We start from the raw sequence: 20,138 nt of genomic DNA, 5'->3' as shown, positions 1-20,138 counted from the left end.
CACCATAAATTAACTTATACCTAGAAAGCGAGTTGGATATTATGCAAACAACATTCAGAATTATCGACGAAGATGGAATTCACGCTCGTCCGGCAACAGCGCTGGTGAATACAGCTACAAAATTCAAAGGTACTGAAGCTTTTGCGGAAGCTAAAGGTAAGAAAGTAACCCTGAAATCTATTCTGGGTGTATTGTCCCTTGGTCTTGAAGCGGGCGACACCTTGACCCTGATTACTGAAGGCAGCGAAGAAGCAGAAGCTTTGAACGCACTTCAAGAAATCATGGTTAAAGAAGGGCTGGGAGAAGTTCATGAGTAAGATTTCAGGAATCGCGGCTTCAGCAGGGATTGCAGTAGCCCGTGCGTTTATCCTGGAACACCCGGATTATTCCATTGCGAAGACAGTCATCAGCGACACCGAAGCGGAAGTTGCTAAGCTGAATGACGCACTGGAGAAGTCCAAAGCCGAGCTGACGGCCATCAAGGAGCGCACTTTGGCTGAACTGGGCGAGAAGAAAGCGGAGATTTTCGAATCTCATCTGCTGATTCTTGAAGACCCAGAGCTGATAAGCCCTGTAATTGATAAAATTCGTGAGGAACTGGTCAATGCAGATTATGCGTTGAACGTAGTTGCCGCACAATTTATTGAGATGTTCGAGAACATGAAGAGTGCGTACCTGCAGGAACGCGCTGCTGACATGCGAGATGTAACCAAACGTGTGCTGAACCATTTGCTGGGCATTCACTATATCAGCCCAGCTGAGATCAGTGAAGAGACTATTGTTATTGCTGAAGATTTGACGCCATCGGATACGGCGCAACTAAATCGCCAGTATGTTAAGGGCTTCACGACTAACATTGGTGGACGTACCTCCCACTCGGCGATTATGGCACGCTCGTTGGAGATTCCGGCTGTTGTTGGAACGAAGAATGTTCTCTCCCAGGTGAAGGCTGGCGATCTTGTGATCGTGGACGGACTTAACGGGGATGTCATTATTAACCCAACTGACGATGTAGTTGCTGAATATAAGAAGAAGCAAGAAGCTTACAATCTGCAAATTGCAGAATGGAAAAAGCTTCGTGATGAGCCGACCGTTTCAGCGGACGGCAAGCATGTGGAACTGGCTGCGAACATCGGAACTCCGAACGATGTGAACGGAGTTATCGACAATGGCGGGGAAGCCGTAGGTCTTTACCGTACGGAATTCCTCTACATGGGCCGTGATAAGCTGCCTTCCGAAGAGGTTCAGTACAATGCGTACCGCACGGTGCTGGAGAACATGAAAGGCAAACCGGTTGTTGTGCGTACGCTGGACATCGGCGGTGACAAGGAACTGCCGTATCTGGATCTGCCGAAGGAAATGAATCCATTCCTCGGCTACCGTGCGATCCGACTTTGTCTGGATCGTCAGGATATTTTCCGCACACAGCTTCGCGCACTCTTGAGAGCAAGCGTGCACGGTGATCTGCGGATCATGTTCCCGATGATTGCTACGCTCGGTGAATTCCGTGCAGCCCGCGATCTGCTGCTTGAAGAGAAGAGCAATCTGATTGCGGAAGGCAAGGAAGTCTCCGAGAACATCCAGCTCGGCATTATGGTGGAAATTCCATCCACTGCAGTGCTGGCTGACCAATTCGCCAAGGAAGTGGACTTTTTCAGTATTGGAACGAACGATTTGATCCAATACACAATGGCCGCTGACCGGATGAACGAGCAGGTTTCCTACTTGTATCAACCGTACAATCCGGCTATCCTGCGTCTGGTTAAAATCGTAATCGATGCTGCTCACGCCGAAGGCAAATGGACCGGCATGTGCGGCGAGATGGCTGGCGACAGCACAGCGATTCCGCTGCTGCTGGGTCTCGGTCTTGATGAATTCAGTATGAGTGCCACTTCCATCTTGCCGGCGCGCAGCCAGATTTCCAAGCTGTCCACTGCTGATATGAAGGAATTGGCTGCTAAAGCGTTGCAACTCGGTACTGCTGAAGAAGTGGCTGCGCTGGTGCAAAGTATCAACAAGTAAGATTTCGCCAAGGTTTTCCCGTTTTACTCACTTTTCCGAACTCTTTTGCCGGCCCTTCGGGGCCGGTTTTTTTTATGGGTCTGGGTACTCCGCCAATATTTTATACAGGTGAATCAATTTCATAAATCCAATTCGGATTGAAATCCGCATTATGAAATTTGATTCTGTTATCTGGCGGACTTTATACTTTCTATACAACGGTTGTGTTCTTTGGACAACTTAAATGCACAGAGGTGTACGCCGATAGTATAGTAGTAGGTAGGAAGTATAGTGATACACCCAGACATGTGAACTTACGGTTACATATTATAGTGATATGTAGGGGCCAACGAGTCATGAGTAGAAGCAAATTCCTGATTACTTATAGATGTCTTAGAGCAGTGCAGGTATTAATATGGCGTCTAATGGAAATATATGGACTTAAAAGCTCCTTGTTTCAAGACAGGGAGTGACTCAGGATGGTGATTACAAATGAACAGCAATTATATAAATGCAGAATCTGCGGTGGAACTTTACGAGGACAAGGATCTGGGTCTAACGTATACACCTGGGAGCAGTATATTTAAAGTTTGGGCACCTGCGGCCTTTGCTGTGTCCCTGGTGTTGTATGAGACCGGCGGAAATAATCTTCCGGAAACTGGAAGCGGCATCAAGGACAACGGTAAGATCGTTCAGATGCAGCGCCAGGTTACCGGCGTATGGCAAGCCACGGTTCACGATGATGTCAAAGGGAAGTACTACATGTACCGGGCTGTTTTCTCCGATGGAACCATCCGGGAAGCCGTAGATCCTTATGCAGTGGCCGTATCGGCTAACGGTACGCGGACAGCGATAGTAGACCTGAGAGATACCGATCCATTGCATTGGAACAGCGATATCTCGCCAAGATTGGCTCATCCGGCAGACGCTGTTATTTATGAGCTGCATGTGCGTGATTTCTCCTCACACAGTAGCTCGGGCATGCAGTACAAGGGACTTTTCAAAGCCTTCACAGAAACCGGACTAACGGATGCGAACGGAAATACCCTTGGTATTGACCATCTGGTCGAGCTGGGCATCACTCATGTGCATTTGCTGCCAGTGTTCGATTATCAGACAGTTGACGAGCTGAAGCAGGATGGCCCAAGTGCGGCAGCGCCGCATTTTACCGACTATAACTGGGGTTATGACCCGCAGAATTATAATGTCCCGGAAGGTTCCTATAGCACTAATCCTTCTGATCCGGCTGCCCGTATCCTTGAACTTAAGGAACTGGTGCAGGCGCTGCATAGTCACGGGATCGCTGTGATCATGGATGTTGTCTACAATCATACGTTTTCGGTGGAAAAAGGACCCTTTGATGCATTAACACCGGATTATTTCTACCGCCGTGATGTGTATGGCCAGCTATCGAACGGCTCAGGTGTAGGAAATGAAGTTGCTACGGAGCGTCCGATGGTGCGCAAATATATTAAAGATTCCCTAGCCTACTGGGCAACAGAATATCATATTGACGGCTTCCGGTTCGATCTTATGGGATTGATGGACCGTGTAACGATGCGGGAGATTGCCGAGGAGCTGCGGCTGGAGATCAATCCCGAACTACTGCTGTACGGCGAACCATGGACAGGCGGAGATTCCCCGTTGCCGGACAAAACGCTGAAGGGTGCGCAGCGAGGCAAAGGTTACGCTGTGTTCAATGACAACTTTCGTTCGGCCATTAAAGGGGATAGCGACGGTTGGGGCAAGGGCTTTGCTACCGGGGAATATGGTAAGGAAGGCGAGGTAGCGTCAGGTATCCAGGGAGCCATTTATGATTTTGCCGACTCGCCGGTGGAGACAGTGAACTATACTACAGCTCATGATAACCTCAACCTGTGGGATAAAATATTGACCGTTCAAGGCCTGCGCGAAAATGCCGCTCTGCCGGAACTGGAGAACGGTAGGCTGAAGAATGGAGGCAGTGTAGAGGCTGCTGTTGCCTTGGCCGATCCTTATGCCACTGTGGATAAAGGGGATATTTTGAAGAATGAAACGGTTCGCCGTTCTCTTTTGGCCAATGGGATTGTGCTGACTTCACAGGGCGTACCGTTCCTCCATGCCGGGGACGAACTGTTGCGCAGCAAATATGGTGATCATAACAGTTACCGGAGCAGCGATGTCATCAATGGGATTCGTTGGGATAACAAGCAGGTATTCAAACCTGTATTTCAATATTATAAAGGCTTGATTGCCTTGCGGCGGTCCCATCCGGCCTTCCGCCTGCACGGACGTGAGGAGATTGAACGTTGTCTGGAAATTCTGCGCTGCGACAGCGGGATCGTATCCTATATACTCAAGAATCATGCGGGGGGCGACTCGTGGCGGAATATTGTTGTTATTTTTAACGCCAATCCAGGGACTGTAACCCTCTGTCTTCCAAATGTCGCTGAACGCTGGAATGTGGTGGTGGATCATTCTGCTGCAGGGCAAGATGCCTTCCGGCTGATTGAAGGCAGCGAGGTCGAGATTGAAGGGCTATCCATGATGGTGCTATACGATGTGTATGGAGAACCGGGCCCCCGGTCCAAAGTGGTCGAGGTGCATTATGAGCGACCGGACGGCGATTACCGGGGCTGGAACTTGTGGGTATGGGATACAGGCATTCAGGATGGTCAGTGTGATTTTCGGACATTGGAGGATGGACGCGCGGTAGCCCGCATAGAAGTGATGCCGGAAGTGGAATCCATCGGCTACATTCTGCGCCTGAATGACTGGGAAGAGAAAGACGGGGAAGGCGATCGCTTTATCGATTGTCCTCCAGGGGAAGATGTCATCAGGGTGTTGATCCTTGAGCGTGAACAAGGGAACGGCGGGGCGACCGTTGAACATTTGCAGCTAATGACCTAATGGAGAACGGTTGCCTTGCTAACATGGAGGTGCCTAAGCGGAAGCGCGACTAAGAATGAAGTATGAATCAGAGTTAACTCAAAAAGGCTGTTCATCCGGTCCTACCGCAGCGGTAGTCCTGGTGAACAGCCTTTTAACTATTAGGGAGAAGCAATTTGCCGCCTCAGCCATTCTTTTGCACAACATATTCTTCTTCCATATTCTGATTGTAGAGATTGGACTGATTACCGCCGCAGCTCTTGGAGTAGTACATCGCAACATCGGCGGCATGCAGTAGTTCATTGATGGTGTTGCCGTGCTGCGGATAGAGGGCTACGCCGATGCTGGCCGAGGTGTGGAAGTCGGAGCTATTCTGTAAGGACCATGATTTGCTGAACAGATGAAGTACCCGTTTTAGCATTTCCTCAAGTCTCTCAGGGCTTGTGAAGCGGTGTAGTACCACTGCGAATTCATCTCCACCAATGCGGAAGGCCTGGCCCACGCCTTTGACCGCCTGCTGCAGCTCACCCGAGAGTAACTGCAGGAACTCGTCACCGGCAAGATGACCGAGTGTGTCATTAAGCTGTTTGAAACGGTCGCAGTCGAGCATTGCAAGGGCAACTTCCTGCCTGCGCTCCGGTGGCTGCGAGATCAGATTTTCCATGTACATGATGAAATGCGCTCGATTGGGGATGGAGGTCAGATGATCATAGAAGGCTAGCTTGTGCAGCCGTTCTTCATATTGCTTCCGCTGGGTAATTTCCCGGGATACCAGCATGAATTGGGCTGGAAAGGCACCGCTGTCCTGCACAGGTGTGACTTTGGTCTCCAGCCATACCCAATGCCCCTCCGATCCACGCATGCGAAGCTCTGAGGTCCGCGGTGTTCCCTGGACAATGCTTTTCAGCTTAGCCCAGGCGATTTCCGGCTCACGGATATAATTGGACAGAGGTGCGCCTTTTTGTGGAACATAGCCCAGAATAGCTGAGTGGGAAGGGGAGGCGTACAGGATCAGGCCGTTCGGATCAGTCAGAATAATGAAGTCGGACATCTTCTCACCGATCAACTGATAGAGGTTCTGTTCCTCCAGTTTTTCATTTTGGAGAGTGAGGATTTTGTGGCCCAGATATATAATGACCACGAGGAGTCCGGATAATAGAATTGTGAATAGGGCGAACAGGGTGACTTTCTTGTTTTGAAATTCATGGCCCAACTGTTTGGTATTACTCAGCTCTGCCTGATGAGGTTCATAGTCTGTACTAAGGATTTGTTCGGAGCTCTGGTACATATCGCTGTCCAGCAAACCCGAAAGCTTGCTGAGGCTGTTATTCAAATAGACCAGTGAAGCGATGCTGATGCCGATCAGAAGCACAGAGATAGAGGAGAACAATAGAATCAATTTTCTTCGTATGCTAACTTCGTACATACCAGCCACTTTCATTCACTCCTTCAAACCTATTCGCGGTAGGGACTTCAGCCTCACCATATTACCCAGTACAAATGGTAGTTTTCTTTACTATACCAGAATTTTCAAATCTCACATACAGGATTATCTATGATGTAAGATGCAGGAAGCATAAAGCGTTCATTGTTTCATCTGCTCTAAGTTTCAAAAATATTAAGGGGCCTGTTGCCTTATTCATATTCCGGCTTCTGAGACCTAGTACATAGTTTTCAACTAAGCGGTGTAGTGGATTGTCCATCTAAGCACAAAAAACTGTCACCTACCCATAATCATGGGAGGTGACAGCCGAACTAATAAGTCTTTAGACCTTGCAGATGCTTAATCAACACGAAGTGCATGAATCGGCCGCAGTCTTGCTGCCTTATTCGCGGGCATCATTCCGAAGACCACACCGATCAACAGGGAAAAGAGGAACGATACCAGCACCATATTCCAGGCGATGGATACCGAGAGCGGGGAATAGTGGCCGAGCAGCCAGCTACCCCCAACTCCAATTCCCACGCCGATGATCCCGCCGAGGCCACTAAGGACAACGGATTCGATCATAAACTGGGCCAGGATATCGAGCTTCTTGGCTCCAATCGCTTTGCGGACGCCAATCTCTCGTGTTCGTTCGTTAACCGATACGATCATAATGTTCATGATGCCGATGCCACCAACCAGCAGCGAGATTCCGGCGATGCCAGCGAGCGCCAACGACAGGGTATTGGTTGTAGAATTGACTGTATCCAGCATTTGCTGGGAGTCGAATACGGTGTAGGCATTGGTAGCATTGCTGAATTTAGCAGCCAAAATGCCTTCAAGCCGGCTCTTAACCGTAGCTACAGTATCTGCTGAAGTGGTAGCTATCGTAATAGAGCGCACGCCTTTGCTTTGCAGCTGGCGTTCTGCTGTAGAGATCGGAATCAGGATCTTGTCGTCGTTGGAGCCCCCAAGGCTGCTGCCCTTGGTTTCCAGCAAGCCGACGATTTTGTAGCTGATGCCATTTAACTGGACAGTCTGCCCGACAGGACTATCTGTGCCGAACAAATCATTCGCTGTACTGGAGCCGATCAGAGCCACCTTTTGCCGATACTGGGTATCAATATCCAGCAGAAAACGTCCGGATTGGACGTGAAAATCCTTCACATCCTCATAGGAAGGTGTAATGCCCTCCACAGAGACACTGACATTATCCGTATTATGCTTGGCCGTCACATTGCCGCTGATTACCGGTGCTACATCCTTGACACCTGATATGTCACCCAGCGCCAGCGCTTCATCGTAAGTGAGAGAGGTGGTTGCTCCGCGTCCAGTAATATTGACAGTCAATTGATTGGTCCCTAGTCCGTTCAACTGCTCGGTTATTTGTGAGGTGGTGCCCTGGCCTACGGATACGAGAATAATGACGGAAGAGACGCCGATTATAATTCCCAGCATGGTGAGCAAAGAGCGGACCTTGCTGCTGTAGATGCTTTTTAATGCCATTCTCATGCTTTGAAATAACTTCACCTACGCCTTCCTCCGATCTTCCACGAGATTGCCATCCTGTATGCGTATAATGCGGTTGGCCTGTTCGGCGATCTCCAGGTCATGTGTAATCAGGATAATCGTATGGCCTTGCTCGTTCAGTTGTCTGATCATTCCCATCACTTCCTTGCCGGTCCGGGTGTCGAGCGCCCCGGTGGGCTCGTCAGCCAGCAGGATAGGCGGGGAGCCTGCCATCGCCCGCGCAATAGCCACCCGCTGCTGCTGTCCGCCGGACAGTTCGGCCGGCCGATGGTGCATGCGGTCACCCAGACCGACCTTGGTCAAGGCTTCCTCGGCAAGCTGCCGCCGTTGCCGGTGCGACAGTCCCCGGTAAACGAGAGGGAGCTCCACATTTTCCACGGCCGAGAGCTTCGGAAGCAGATTGAAGCTCTGAAAAATAAAACCGATCTTCTCGTTACGTATGGCTGCGAGCTTGTTGTCGGATAGCTTGCGGATCTCTTGTCCGTCTAGAAGGTAGCTGCCTGTATCCGAAACATCCAGGCAGCCGAGCATGTTCATAAGTGTGGACTTGCCGGAACCGGAAGGGCCGATAATCGCTACGAACTCGCCAAAGTTTATCGTAAACGACAGGTTCTTCAGGACGGTCATTTGCTCACCAGCCATGGTATAGCCATGACTCATGTCACTGACCTCGATTAGCGTACCTGATGTACTCATTGTCCTCCACCCCGAGTCCCTGTACCGCCACCGCCTGTACCGCCACCGCCTGTACCAGCTCCGGCTCCGCCAGAGCCACCACCGCTAAAGCCACCGCTGCTTCTTCCGCCTGCACCGAAGCCACCGGACCCTGGAATACCTCCGGCCGCACCACCGCCAAAGCCGCCGAAACCACCAAAGCCACCGCCGCCTTGACCTTGCTGAGCTGCTGCGCTATTACCGGAAGAAATGACGGTTGGAATCACGACTTGATCGCCTTCTTTAAGGCCGCTGGTAATTTCCATGCGACTCTCGTCATGCAGGCCTACTTCAACAGTGATCATTCGTTGGGCAGGTGTTGTGCCAGTTCCAGTACTGGTTCCTGTTTTCGCGGCTTGCCCCATACCCCCGCGGGTGCCTCGGGCACCGCCACCGTAAGCTCCGGTTCCACTGCCTGCACCCCCAAAGCCGCCACGGCTCCCAGCTGCAGGCGTACTGCCCGAACCGGAACTACTACCGTCTGTTCCGTCAGGAGCTGCACCACCTGCGCTACCAGGAGCCTGTCCAGCACCTGCGGCTCCGCTGCCTTCTGAGGTTCCGACCGCTCCAGAGGTTGCCGGCACCGCGACCATGTAGGTTCCGTTTCTATCCCTCACTGCTTCAATGGGCACGGTTAGAACATCCTTTTTCTCGGCGGTCGTGATGGACACTTCCGCTGACATTCCTGCTCGTGCGCCCTTGGAATCTGTTAAATCTACCGTGACATCGAACAGAGATACGCCATTGGAGCTGGTGCCTTCATTGGCAATAGCGGTTACTTTTCCCTGATACTTCTTATCCGGCAAAGCATCCAGCTTAATGGTGGCCGGCATACCCAGCTCGACGGAGGGAACGTCCAGCTCATCAACCTGAACGACAGCACTGAGGTTGGAATAATCGGTAATGTCGATCAGTTCAGAGCCATCCATGGCTTTTTCACCATCCGAAATGTTTACCGCTGTGACAGTGCCGTCAATCGTGGCAGTCAGTGGAGCAGGCGGCACCATTGATTCCTCTACAGAGGCAACTTTATACTTCTGATTCTCGATATCTGTCTTTGCTTTATCAAGTGAACGTTTGGAGCTTTTTACTTGATCCTCTGGGGCACCGCTATCAGCCAGCTTGTGATACTGGTCTTGCTTGTCTTCGAGGTCTAATTGGAGGTTGGCCAGGTTGTTTTTTTCCTGCCGAAGATTGTCACTGAGGTCTGCTCCTTCGAACGTAATCAGAGTTTGTCCCTTTTTAACGACATCGCCCTCCTTGACTAGTACCTTCAGAACTTTGCCGGAGTCCTTGGTTTTGACCTTACCTGTACGGGGAGCTGTCACAGATCCTGCACCGGTAACACTCACCACAATGTCGCCTTTCGTGACAGCAGCCGTATTGAGGGGAACTTCGGCCAAAGCGCTGCTTTTGTCAGGCAGATAGGCGTAAACCAGCAGTCCAGCTGTTACGACCGCCGCTGCCCCAATGGACAGTAGTGCTACTTTCTTCTTCTTCATCGTTGTCCTCCATTTAATCGTTAAATTTCTGGATCATTACTTGCTGCTGCCTGAAAATATCAAATGTGGCTGAATGCTAGCTGAAAATTGTGGCCAAAACCGGCCTTTAACCTTAAAGTCAGCTTAAAGGAAGATAAAGATTTGCCCAAATTTGTCCGGCTTGCCAATGCCAATGAATTTGCATATAATAAAGTGACATATCTTTTCATAGGGAAAGATGAATGAACATTTGAAAGAACTGCCAAATGCAGTGATGGAGAAGAGTACGCAGTGCCTGACTTACAGGGAGGAGACGCCGTTGATTGAGAGCGTTTCTAAGGATGCAGAGCTGCTGAAGTTCACTCCGGAGCAGTTCCCTGAAATTATCCAAGAGGCTTAGGTCCTCTGGAAATGGGTAGGGGATACCGGCCGCAGACCGTTACTTCTGCATAAAGTGAGACAGAACTGTTATTAGTGGGGGTATAGATTATACTCCTGAATGAAACAGGCTATGCTGTCTAACAAGGGTGGTACCACGGTCTTTTCGTCCCTTACCGGGAGGAAAGGCCTTTTTTTGTTGGCTTGGCTGACTACACAATGATTGAAGGGGGCTGTACACGGCCATGAAAGAAAAGTTGGAAGCATTGAAGGCTGAAGCGTTGGCGAAGCTGCAGGAGGTCTCAGACCCGCAGGTACTTAATGACTTGCGCGTGAAATACCTGGGGAAGAAAGGTGAACTGACAGAGGTGCTGCGCGGCATGGGCAGCTTGAGCGCCGAGGAACGTCCGGTTATCGGGCAAGTTGCCAACCTCGTCCGGGGTGCGATTGAAGAGATTATTGGAACCAAGCAAGAAGTTTTCCAACAGCAGGAGACACAAAACCGTCTGCAAGCGGAGAAAGTGGATGTTACTTTGCCGGGACGCCGTTTGGCGCAAGGCGGAATTCACCCGCTCAGCAGAGTTGTTCAGGAGATCGAAGATATTTTCATCGGCATGGGCTATCGTGTGGCAGAAGGTCCAGAAGTGGAGACAGATTATTACAACTTTGAGGCGCTCAACCTGCCGAAGAACCATCCGGCACGTGATATGCAGGACTCCTTCTACTTGACGGAAGACCTGCTCATGCGCACCCAGACTTCTCCGGTACAGATCCGTACCATGCAAGCCATGAAGGGTGAAGCTCCGGTCAAAATCATCTGTCCCGGCAAAGTATTCCGCCGCGATGATGATGATGCAACCCACTCCTTCCAGTTCCATCAGATTGAAGGTCTGGTGATCGGACGGAACATCCGTATGAGCGACCTGAAGGGCACGCTTCAACAATTCGTGCAGGAAATGTTCGGGCCAAGCACAGGCATTCGCCTGCGTCCAAGCTTCTTCCCGTTCACAGAGCCAAGCGTTGAGGTAGACGTGAGCTGCTTCAAATGTGGCGGCGAAGGCTGCCGTCTATGCAAGCAAAGTGGCTGGCTAGAAATCCTTGGTGCAGGAATGGTGCATCCGAATGTACTGCGTATGGGTGGTTATGACCCCGAGGAATTCAGCGGTTTCGCGTTCGGTATGGGCGTAGAGCGGATAGCAATGCTCAAGTACGGTATTGATGACATCCGTCATTTCTATAATAATGACATGAGCTTCGTGAAGCAGTTCAAGGGACTGTAGGCAATAAATACATTGAATTAAGAGGAAGTGAGCCGAAATGAAAGTATCAACGTCATGGTTGAGTGATTATATATCGCTGGATGGAGTAAACGCCGATGAGCTGGCTGAGAAGATTACGGCTGCAGGCATCGAGATCGACGGTGTGGAAAATCGTAATAAAGGCATTACCGGCATTGTTACCGGCTATGTCAAATCTAAAGAAAAACATCCGGACGCGGACAAATTGAATGTCTGCATCGTTGACGCCGGACAGGGCGAAGATCTGCAAATCGTCTGCGGCGCGAAGAACGTCGAGGCCGGACAAAAGGTTCCTGTTGCGCTTGTAGGCGCAAAGCTACCGGGACTCGTGATCAAGAAAGCGAAACTGCGCGGCGTGTTGTCCCAAGGGATGATTTGTTCCGCCAAAGAACTGGGCCTGAATGACAAACTGTTGCCGAAGGAATTACAGGAAGGCATTCTTGTACTTCCGGAATCTACGGAAATTGGTCTGGATATTACCAAAGTGCTAGATCTGAACGACGAGGTGCTGGAGTTTGACCTGACACCGAACCGTTCCGACTGTCTCAGCATGATTGGTGCTGCTTATGAGGTAAGTGCGATTCTTGGCCGTGAGCTGAAGCTTCCACAGCCAGAGAAGGATATCGTGGAGGCGGGTGGTTCTGCCGCGAATGATATTTCCGTTCGAATTCTTAATGAAGAACTGTGCAGCCACTATACTGCTCGTTATATTACAGGCGTTAAGCCCGCTGCTTCCCCGCTCTGGATTCAGAACCGTCTGATGGCAGCAGGTGTGCGTCCGATCAACAATATCGTGGATATTACCAACTACGTGATGCTTGAATACGGACAGCCGCTGCATGCTTTTGATGCGGATACCATCGATGGAGGCATCCTTGGCGTGCGTCTTGCGGATGAAGACGAAGTGCTGACCACACTGGACGGGCAAGAGAGGAAGCTGGAGCCGCATATGCTGGTAATTACCGACGCGGCCAAAGCCGTGGCGCTTGCCGGAGTGATGGGTGGTCTGGAGACCGAAGTCACGGGCAGCACCGTGAATATCGTGCTGGAATCGGCTAAGTTTGACGGAGGCACGGTTCGCAAAACTTCACGCCAGCTTGGCCTTCGTTCCGAAGCCTCGCTGCGTTTTGAGAAAGAAGTGGATCCGAATAGAGTTATTCCAGCTCTTAACCGTGCAGCAGCGCTTATTGCGAAGTATGCAGGTGGTACGGTGCATGAAGGGATCATTCAAGCAGGAACTGACGTTGTGGAAGAGAAGGTCCTCACGCTGTCGCTGGATAAGCTGAACCGTTACCTTGGTACAGACTTGTCCCTGCTGGAAGTCAAAACATTGTTCGGACGGCTGCATTTCAAATGTGGTGATGCCGCACAAGGGCTGATCGAGGTGCAAGTGCCAACAAGACGCGGCGATATCAGCTATGATGTGGATCTTATTGAAGAAATTGCTCGTCTTTACGGGTACGATAATATCCCTACAACACCGATCGAAGGTCCTACCACTCCGGGAACCTTGACCAGATCACAATCGATCCGTCGTGAAGTCCGTCGACTGCTATCGCATGGCGGTTATCAAGAGGTACTGGGCTACTCCTTCATTCAGCCGGAACAAAGCAAACTGTTCCCTGCGTTGACCGGTGAGGGCCTGGCCGTGAAGCTGGCGATGCCGATGAGCGAAGAGCGCAGTGTGCTGCGCACCAGCCTTCTGCCGCAATTGCTTGATATTGCTGGATATAATACGAATCGCCGCCAAAGCGATCTGGCACTGTTTGAGATCGGAAATGTGTTCTACACGGAAGAAGAAGTGCTGACTCGTCAACCTCATGAGTTGCCGATGCTTGGTTTGCTGCTGAGCGGAACCCGTGCTGCTAAACAATGGAACGTGCCAGTGCAACCGGTCGACTTCTTCGACCTGAAGGGTGCTCTTGAGACCGTCTTCGACCACTTGGGTCTTACTGGCCGAGTAGTCTATGAAGGGGATGCGCCGGAAGGCTATCACCCGGGACGATCTGCTTCGATCCTTCTGAAAGGACATGAAGGGGCGGTTAAAATCGGAACGCTGGGCCAGCTTCACCCAGACCTGCAGCGTAAGCTTGATCTGACCGATACTTATGTCGCTGAAGTTTCGCTGCAGCCGCTGTATGAAGTTGCCCGGAATAAGCTGCAATATCATGAACTGCCAAGATTCCCAGGGGTAGAGCGGGATATCGCGGTGGTTGTAGACACAGCTGTACCAGCTGGTCAATTGATGGATTCCATCCGTGAGAACGGAGGAAGCCTGCTACAGAACGTACAGGTATTTGATCTCTATACCGGCGGCAAGCTGGAGAGTGGGAAGAAGAGCGTGGCTATCTCTCTGGTGTACCGTCATAATGAACATACTTTGACGGATGAAGAGGTTGCAGAAGTGCATGATAAAGTACTATTCGAGCTTCAGCAAACTTTTGGCGCAGAATTGAGAAAGTAGCAGGAATTGTGTAAAGCCGCAGCGAATCCATTAGAAACCGAGATTCGCCGCGGCTTTTTTTCATGCAGCAAACATGCGGAATCCCGGTTCAATCTACTGATTCGAGCATCATTTTTGCTAAATGATTAACTATACAGATACAATGGAAGCAGGGAGACCAGCTTAGAATCTGCACATATATAAAGGAGGGCACAATTGTGGCTATGGACCGGACACGTGTCGCCGTGGAGATATACGGAACTTCTTATAAACTTGTAGGAAGCAGTAGTGAATATATGAAACAGGTTGCAGACTATGTGGATGAACACATGCGTGCAATCTCTAAATCCCATAACCGGCTGGATACACCGCGCATTGCTGTGCTTGCTGCTGTACATATGGCCGAGCAGGCGCTTCAGGTGCAGGACATTAAGAACGAAGTGAAAATGCTGACCGGGGAACGCAGCGAACTGCGGGTGGAGGTTTCGCGCCTGCTGGAGGTGCAGCGGGAACGGCAGGAGGAGTATGAACGTCTGGATGCTGCCGCCAAGGAAGAGGCGAAGCGGCTGATCGCTACGGCGGAGGAAGAGCGCAAGCGGCATTTGGAAGCACAGGAGCAGGAGAAATCCCTGCATCTTCAGCAGCTGCAGGAAGCGGAGCAGGCTGCCGATGACGTCCACCGCAAGCTGACAGAGGATCTTCAGTCCCGTGAGCAGGAGCTTAAGGACTTGAAGGCTGGCTATGAGCAGGAACAGAAGGCCCAGCGGGAGAGTCACCGCCAGGAGCTGGCCGAAGCAGAAGCTGCCCGTCTGGCAGAGCTTGAAGATCTGAAGACAACACATCTTCTCGAACTGGAGGGCATCCAAGAGGCCCTGGTACAGGAGAAAGGGGATGCACTGGCCGCTGCCGAGAAAGAGCTTGCGGCAACCCGAGAATCCCTTGGCAAAGAGCTCGAAGAAGTTCGAACGCTTCTTGGTCAGGAATTGGCAGATACGAAGTCTGCGCTTGGCAAGGAGTTGGAGGACACGAAGACTCAGCTCGGCCAAGCGTTAGAAGAAGCCAAATCGACGCTGGGCAAGGAGCTTGAAGATACAAAGGTTGAGCTTGATAAGGAACAAGCTAAGAACAAGGAGCTGCGCCAGACACAGGGAGCGCAGGAGCACAGACACAAGCAGAACGTGCAGGAGCTGGAGAAGCAATTGGCCGAACTGCGCGGCGGTACTGGACAGCTTCAGTCCAGACTGCGGGCTGCCGAAGCTGGAGTCAAAAGCGAACGAGAAGCGCGTCTTACTTTGCTGGAACAATATGAAGTTATTGTCAAGCGCGAGGAACAGCTCAGCGGAGAGCTTCAGACTGCAACAGCGCTTAGCGAGACGCTCAGTGGCGAACTGGAAGAAGTGCGTCAGCGTTATGATTCCTCGCAAAATGAAGCTGCAGTGCTACGAGGCTCACTTGAAGAAGCTGAGAGCGGCTTAAGTGCTGTTCAGGCAGAACTTCGTACAGCTAACGAACTGGGCGAGATGCTGGACGCTGAGCTGGAAGAAGTGCGTCAGCGTTATGAAGCCTCGCAGAATGAGGTTACAGTGCTGCGCGGATCCCTTGAGGAAGCTGAGGGCAATCTGAGCGCAGTTCAAGGAGAATTGCGTACGGCCAACGAGATAGGTGAAGCCTTGGATGTTGAGCTGAAAGAACTACGCCAGCGCCATACGGCTTCGCAAGAGGAGGTCGCGGTGTTCCGTGAGGCTCTGGAAGAGGCTAAAAACAGCGTGAGCCATGTTCAGGCAGAACTGCGCACGTCCACGGAGCTGGGCGAGATGTTGGATACTGAGCTGGAGGAGCTGCGCCAGCTTCATGTTACTTCGCAAGAGGAAGTTATGGAGCTGCGGGAACTTCTTACTGCTTCGCAAGAGAAAGTTAAGGAGCTAAGCGATTCACTTAAGGAAGCTGAGAGTAATCAACGCGTTGTACTGGAAGAATTGAGCACAGCTAACGAGCTTGGTGAGGTCTTGGAGACTGAATTGAAGGAGCTGCAGCAGCTTCATGCCGCTTCACAAGAGGAGATTAAAGAGCTGCGCCAGCGCCATGCTGATTCACAAGAAGAGGTTAAGGAGCTGCATGGTTCTCTTGAGGAAGCTGAGAGTAACTTGAGAGCGGTGCATGAAGAATTGAGCACAGCCAACGAGCTGGGCGAAGTTTTGGATACTGAGCTGAAGGAGCTGCAGCAGCTTCATGTAGCTTCGGAAGAGGAAGTTAAAGAACTGCGCCAGCGCCAGGCTCTTGCGCAAGAAGAAGTTAAGGAGCTGCGTGGTTCTCTTGAGGAAGCTGAGAGTAACTTGAGAGCGGTGCAGGAGGAATTGAGTACAGCCAACGAGCTGGGCGAAGTCTTGGATACTGAGCTGAAGGAGCTGCAGCAGCTTCATGTAGCTTCGCAAGAGGAAGTTAAAGAGCTGCGCCAGCGTCATGCTGATTCACAAGAGGAGATTGCGGGGCTCCGTGAAGAACTGCAAGAATCCAAGGGCAGCCTGAGCAGTGTGCAGGAAGAGCTGCGCTCGTCCACAGAGCTAAGTGAGATGCTGGATGGTGAGCTGGAAGAACTGCGTCAGCGTCATGTTGCTTCGCAAGGGGAGGTTAAGGAGCTACAAAGTTCTCTTGAGGAAGCCGAGAGCAGTCTGAATGCGGTGCAGGAAGCATTAAGCACAGCGAATGAACAGGGTGCAGTCTTCAATACTGAGCTGAAGGAGCTGCGACAGCGCCATGCTGATTCACAAGAGGAGATTGCGGGGCTCCGTGAAGATCTGCAAGAATCCAAGGGCAGTCTGAGCCAGCTTCAGAACGAACTTCAGTCTTCAACTGATCTTGGCGAAATGTTGGACGCTGAGTTGGAAGAGTTGCGTCAGCGTTATACTTCGTCACAGAATGAAGTGACAGTGCTGCAGGATGCTCTGGAAGAAGCTAAGAACAGCGTGCTCCGTGTCCAAGAAGAACTGCGCTCGACAACAGAGCTTGGCGAGGTGCTGAATTCGGAACTGGAAGAGCTTCGCGAGCGTTATGATCTTTCGGTGAAGGAAGCCTCGGATCTGCGAACCTCCCTGGGGGAAACTGGTGACAGTCTGAGCCAGGTACAGCAAGAGCTTGACCGTGCTGCGAGTGAGGCGGTTTCTTATAGGGAGCTTGCTGAGAAGCGTATGGATGAAATCAATGAGCTGGAAATGAGTCTTCTGGAGACAGAGGACAAAGCTCAGGGGCTGAACCGCGATACCGAGAACCTGCGAGGCCAGTTGAACAGCTTGGTGAACAAGCTAGATGACGAAGTTACCCGGCGTGCGGAAGCGGAGCAGCAAAACGGAGTGCTGATCGGCGAGGGAGAGCAAGTGCGCAAGGAACTGGCAGCATTGCAAGTCCGTTATGAGGACATGATCTCACAGTATGATGAAGTTCTTCAGGACGGGGAGCGTCTTCAGGAGCGATACCGTCTGCTGGAGGAGGAACGCGAGGAGATGGCGGTCCGCCTCGAAGAGCTGTCCGAGGCCGGTCGCGAAGCGGCGGCTGCAGCAGCCGAGCAGCAGGATGTGCTAAAAGAAGCTCAGGAGTACGGAGCTTCCTGGAAGCACAGATATGATGAGCTGGCAGCGCGCCAGCATCAGTGGGCCGAGGCGGAAGCCAAGCTGCGCGAGGAGATTGAGATCTGGCAGCAGGAGGCCACAGAGGCTGAGGCGAAGCGGGAAGCGGCACATCAAGAGCATAGCACGGTACTAGCGCAGCTGAACGAGGTTGGGGAGCATTACGAGCTGGCGCAAGGCCAACTCCGCTTGCTCCAGATTCAGTCCCAGGTTAATCAGGATGAGTTGGACAAGCTCAATCAGGAATATCGCAGCCTGCAGGCGGAATATTCCAAGCTGCAGCTTGAATATAATGAATGGATTCAACTGATCGAGCAAGACAGTTGAATAACGGATGAAGGTAGAAAAGCCGGTCCCGACGCGTATGCGTGTGGGGCCGGCTTTTTTTAGACAAACAACGAATTTCACTTCCATATTCTGCAACTTTGTCCAGCTTCGAGTCGTCTGAAGATCGAGGTGATACCCATGAGACTAAAGCGTAATTTAGTACTGCTCCCAGCCATACTTGTTCTGCTGATTACAGGCTGTGGGGATGTGGAGAAGGGAAGCGTTTCTACATCAGCTGCGTCTGCCGGGTTGAAAGCCACGGAGGAGACTACTGAGGAGACTGCTGTGGGAGCAGAGCCGATTACAACGTCTGAGCCCCAAAGGGACTATAAACAAAATAACAAACATAACTGTTCTTACGCTATTATCGAATGGGTAGATATCTTGATGATCAACGATATCAAATACGAGCGGAATTATGAAGGTACACAAGAAGTTAATGCTGATCAGATCGGCAAAAAGGTAGGGGAGGTAGCCTACATGCTGAACGACAATGCTTGTTCTGGCCATATCACGGTGAATGGAGACGCAGCTTTTCTGCCAGTTGGCACTGAGATTTATGAACTGAAAGGATACCGGCCAGAGTTTCGGGTGGTGGCTAACCATTCCATCTATGAAGTGAGCGACAATCCCCAAGCGCAGACTATTGGCGATTTACTTGATATTGGGGGGAAGATTAGTAAAGTCAGTATTGAGAGTGGGAATGACGGCAGCCTAATCCGGTATTTTGATCCTGAGGCAGCGAAGGCCTTTGAAGAAGAGCTGTTGAGAATAAAAAAATCTGATTTTAAGAAGATCTATGCTGTAACAAGCCGTACGAAGAATGAATGGCAGATTTTTTTGCGTGTGCACCTTCAGGATGGCACCTCGCTGCGGATGGTCTTTTACCCGGAAGCCAATGCCATTCACCGGGGAGGATTTGGGACTGAGAAGCTGAAGGAGATCATCCTCTCGCAGAAATTTGCTCAGGGGAAATAGACTGGATTGTCTGCTGAAGAGACTAACTACGGTAAATAGACTGTAGTGGCTTAGTGTGATAAGTGAGGGTAATAAGTGAGAGAAGTAAGTGAGAGTAGTAAGTTAGGCTAGTAAGTGAGAGTAATAAGTGGGAGTAGTAAGTGAGGGGTAGTATGTGGGGAGTAATAAGTGATTGTAGTAAGTGATTGTAGTAAGTGATTGTAGTAACTAACTCTCCTCAAGAGGGCGCTTCAGCAGTCTGTCGTGGAATAACTGGAATTACTCCTGTTAAATTAAGGATTACATGCAGTTTACGAAGATTAACTGGAAAAACTCCCGTTAATATCGCATGTTGGAGCAAATGAGCAGTCCAAAGTGCGAAATAACAGGAGTTTTTCCAGTTAAAATAAGGAATATGGATTAGTTTGACGAAATAACAGGAACAATTCCCGTTATTTCTATAAGGTTGACGCTCTCCCCAGTCCTCACTCCTCGACGATCACATTTGCGATCATACCGGTGTGGCCGGCGCCGCACATGATGGAGCATGTCATTTGGAAGGTTCCGGTTTCCTCCGGGACGATGACCTTTGTATTTTTTTTGCCGCTTAGTTGCAGATTCAGCTCGGGAACGAGAATGCCGTGATTACCGCTTTCATTTTCGAAAATGATTTTGACGGGTACGCCCTTCTTCAGGTGATACTCCTCTTGATCGAAGCTGTAGTTTTTGGCCTTGATGACGAGTTCGGTCTCAGCTTGAATTTCAGGTTCCTTTGCAGCGTTAGTGCTGCTTCCGGCGGCGTTGCTACCGCTATTGGAGCAGGCGGTGAGAATCAGAATACAGAATAATGACAGAAAAAGTGCAAATTTAGACTTCATTTTGCTCCCCCTCACCTGTAGAATGGTTAAATGTGACAATTCTGTAGACATCATAACTTAAAAATTTAGGAAGCGCTCTATAAAGTTGTGAAAAGTTGGTGAACAGAGGGAAGTATGCCGGAGATATATTAATCGACATTTTTCGCAAAATAATTGTCGAAGAATGCAAAAAAATGATGCAAAAACAATTTATATTTATTATAATGTAAACTATTAT

12 protein-coding genes and 1 other annotated feature are annotated in these 20,138 nt (G+C 50.7%); of the genes, 7 read left to right on the top strand and 5 right to left on the bottom strand.

Features of this window, described 5'->3' with window-relative positions; translation table 11 throughout:
- Positions 1-41 precede the first annotated feature (41 nt).
- The 3 genes from ACFRAM_RS06605 to pulA all read left to right on the top strand — a co-directional run bounded on the left by ACFRAM_RS06605 (position 42) and on the right by pulA (position 4,890).
- A complete protein-coding gene (locus tag ACFRAM_RS06605; RefSeq protein ID WP_175374104.1) occupies positions 42-317 on the top strand; it encodes an HPr family phosphocarrier protein in 276 nt (91 codons plus the stop codon).
- The gene (gene ptsP, locus ACFRAM_RS06600) at positions 310-2,022 is read left to right on the top strand and encodes a phosphoenolpyruvate--protein phosphotransferase (RefSeq protein WP_379465065.1); all 1,713 of its coding nucleotides are present in this window, start codon (positions 310-312) and stop codon (positions 2,020-2,022) included. Before ACFRAM_RS06605 ends, ptsP begins: the two co-directional genes overlap by 8 nt.
- Positions 2,023-2,493: 471 nt before the next feature.
- Positions 2,494-4,890, top strand: coding sequence for a type I pullulanase (gene pulA / locus ACFRAM_RS06595; protein ID WP_379465064.1), 2,397 nt, complete (start codon positions 2,494-2,496; stop codon positions 4,888-4,890).
- Between the two features lie 163 nt (positions 4,891-5,053).
- Here the strand turns inward: pulA and ACFRAM_RS06590 are convergent, their stop codons facing one another.
- The 4 genes from ACFRAM_RS06590 to ACFRAM_RS06575 form a co-directional block, all read right to left on the bottom strand.
- A complete protein-coding gene (locus tag ACFRAM_RS06590) occupies positions 5,054-6,295 on the bottom strand; it encodes a diguanylate cyclase domain-containing protein (RefSeq protein ID WP_379465527.1) in 1,242 nt (413 codons plus the stop codon).
- 357 nt (positions 6,296-6,652) lie between these two features.
- Complete coding sequence (locus tag ACFRAM_RS06585; protein ID WP_379465063.1) at positions 6,653-7,825, bottom strand: ABC transporter permease; 1,173 nt, start codon at positions 7,823-7,825, stop codon at positions 6,653-6,655.
- Positions 7,826-8,521, bottom strand: a complete 696-nt coding sequence (locus ACFRAM_RS06580) for an ABC transporter ATP-binding protein (protein WP_379465062.1) — start codon at positions 8,519-8,521, stop codon at positions 7,826-7,828.
- Positions 8,518-10,041 (bottom strand): efflux RND transporter periplasmic adaptor subunit, encoded by a 1,524-nt coding sequence (locus ACFRAM_RS06575; protein ID WP_379465061.1) that lies wholly within the window; start codon positions 10,039-10,041, stop codon positions 8,518-8,520. Before ACFRAM_RS06575 ends, ACFRAM_RS06580 begins: the two co-directional genes overlap by 4 nt.
- 241 nt (positions 10,042-10,282) lie before the next feature.
- Positions 10,283-10,575 (top strand) — a binding site (T-box leader).
- Between the two features lie 68 nt (positions 10,576-10,643).
- On the opposite strand from ACFRAM_RS06575, the gene pheS reads away from it, so the two are divergent.
- The 4 genes from pheS (at position 10,644) to ACFRAM_RS06550 (ending at position 19,064) form a co-directional block, all read left to right on the top strand.
- Positions 10,644-11,678 carry a phenylalanine--tRNA ligase subunit alpha gene (pheS, locus tag ACFRAM_RS06565; RefSeq protein ID WP_379465059.1) on the top strand — a complete coding sequence of 345 codons (1,035 nt, stop codon included), beginning with the start codon at positions 10,644-10,646 and terminating at the stop codon, positions 11,676-11,678.
- 37 nt (positions 11,679-11,715) lie between these two features.
- Positions 11,716-14,160 carry a phenylalanine--tRNA ligase subunit beta gene (gene pheT, locus ACFRAM_RS06560; RefSeq protein ID WP_379465058.1) on the top strand — a complete coding sequence of 815 codons (2,445 nt, stop codon included), beginning with the start codon at positions 11,716-11,718 and terminating at the stop codon, positions 14,158-14,160.
- Positions 14,161-14,363: 203 nt separating this feature from the next.
- Complete coding sequence (zapA, locus tag ACFRAM_RS06555) at positions 14,364-18,086, top strand: cell division protein ZapA (protein WP_379465526.1); 3,723 nt, start codon at positions 14,364-14,366, stop codon at positions 18,084-18,086.
- A 138-nt stretch (positions 18,087-18,224) separates the two neighbouring features.
- The gene (locus ACFRAM_RS06550) at positions 18,225-19,064 is read left to right on the top strand and encodes a hypothetical protein (protein WP_379465057.1); all 840 of its coding nucleotides are present in this window, start codon (positions 18,225-18,227) and stop codon (positions 19,062-19,064) included.
- A 464-nt stretch (positions 19,065-19,528) separates the two neighbouring features.
- On the opposite strand, the gene ACFRAM_RS06545 is transcribed toward ACFRAM_RS06550, so the two are convergent.
- On the bottom strand, positions 19,529-19,921 hold the full coding sequence (locus tag ACFRAM_RS06545; RefSeq protein WP_379465056.1) for a cupredoxin domain-containing protein: 393 nt from the start codon (positions 19,919-19,921) through the stop codon (positions 19,529-19,531).
- Positions 19,922-20,138: the final 217 nt, after the last annotated feature.

The sequence above is a fragment of the Paenibacillus sp. NPDC056722 genome, assembly GCF_042790635.1.
Taxonomy (GTDB): Bacteria; Bacillota; Bacilli; order Paenibacillales; family Paenibacillaceae; genus Paenibacillus_AQ; species Paenibacillus_AQ agri.
The sequence above is the reverse complement of the archived record's forward strand: the minus strand, read 5'-3'. Positions and strand labels throughout refer to the sequence as shown.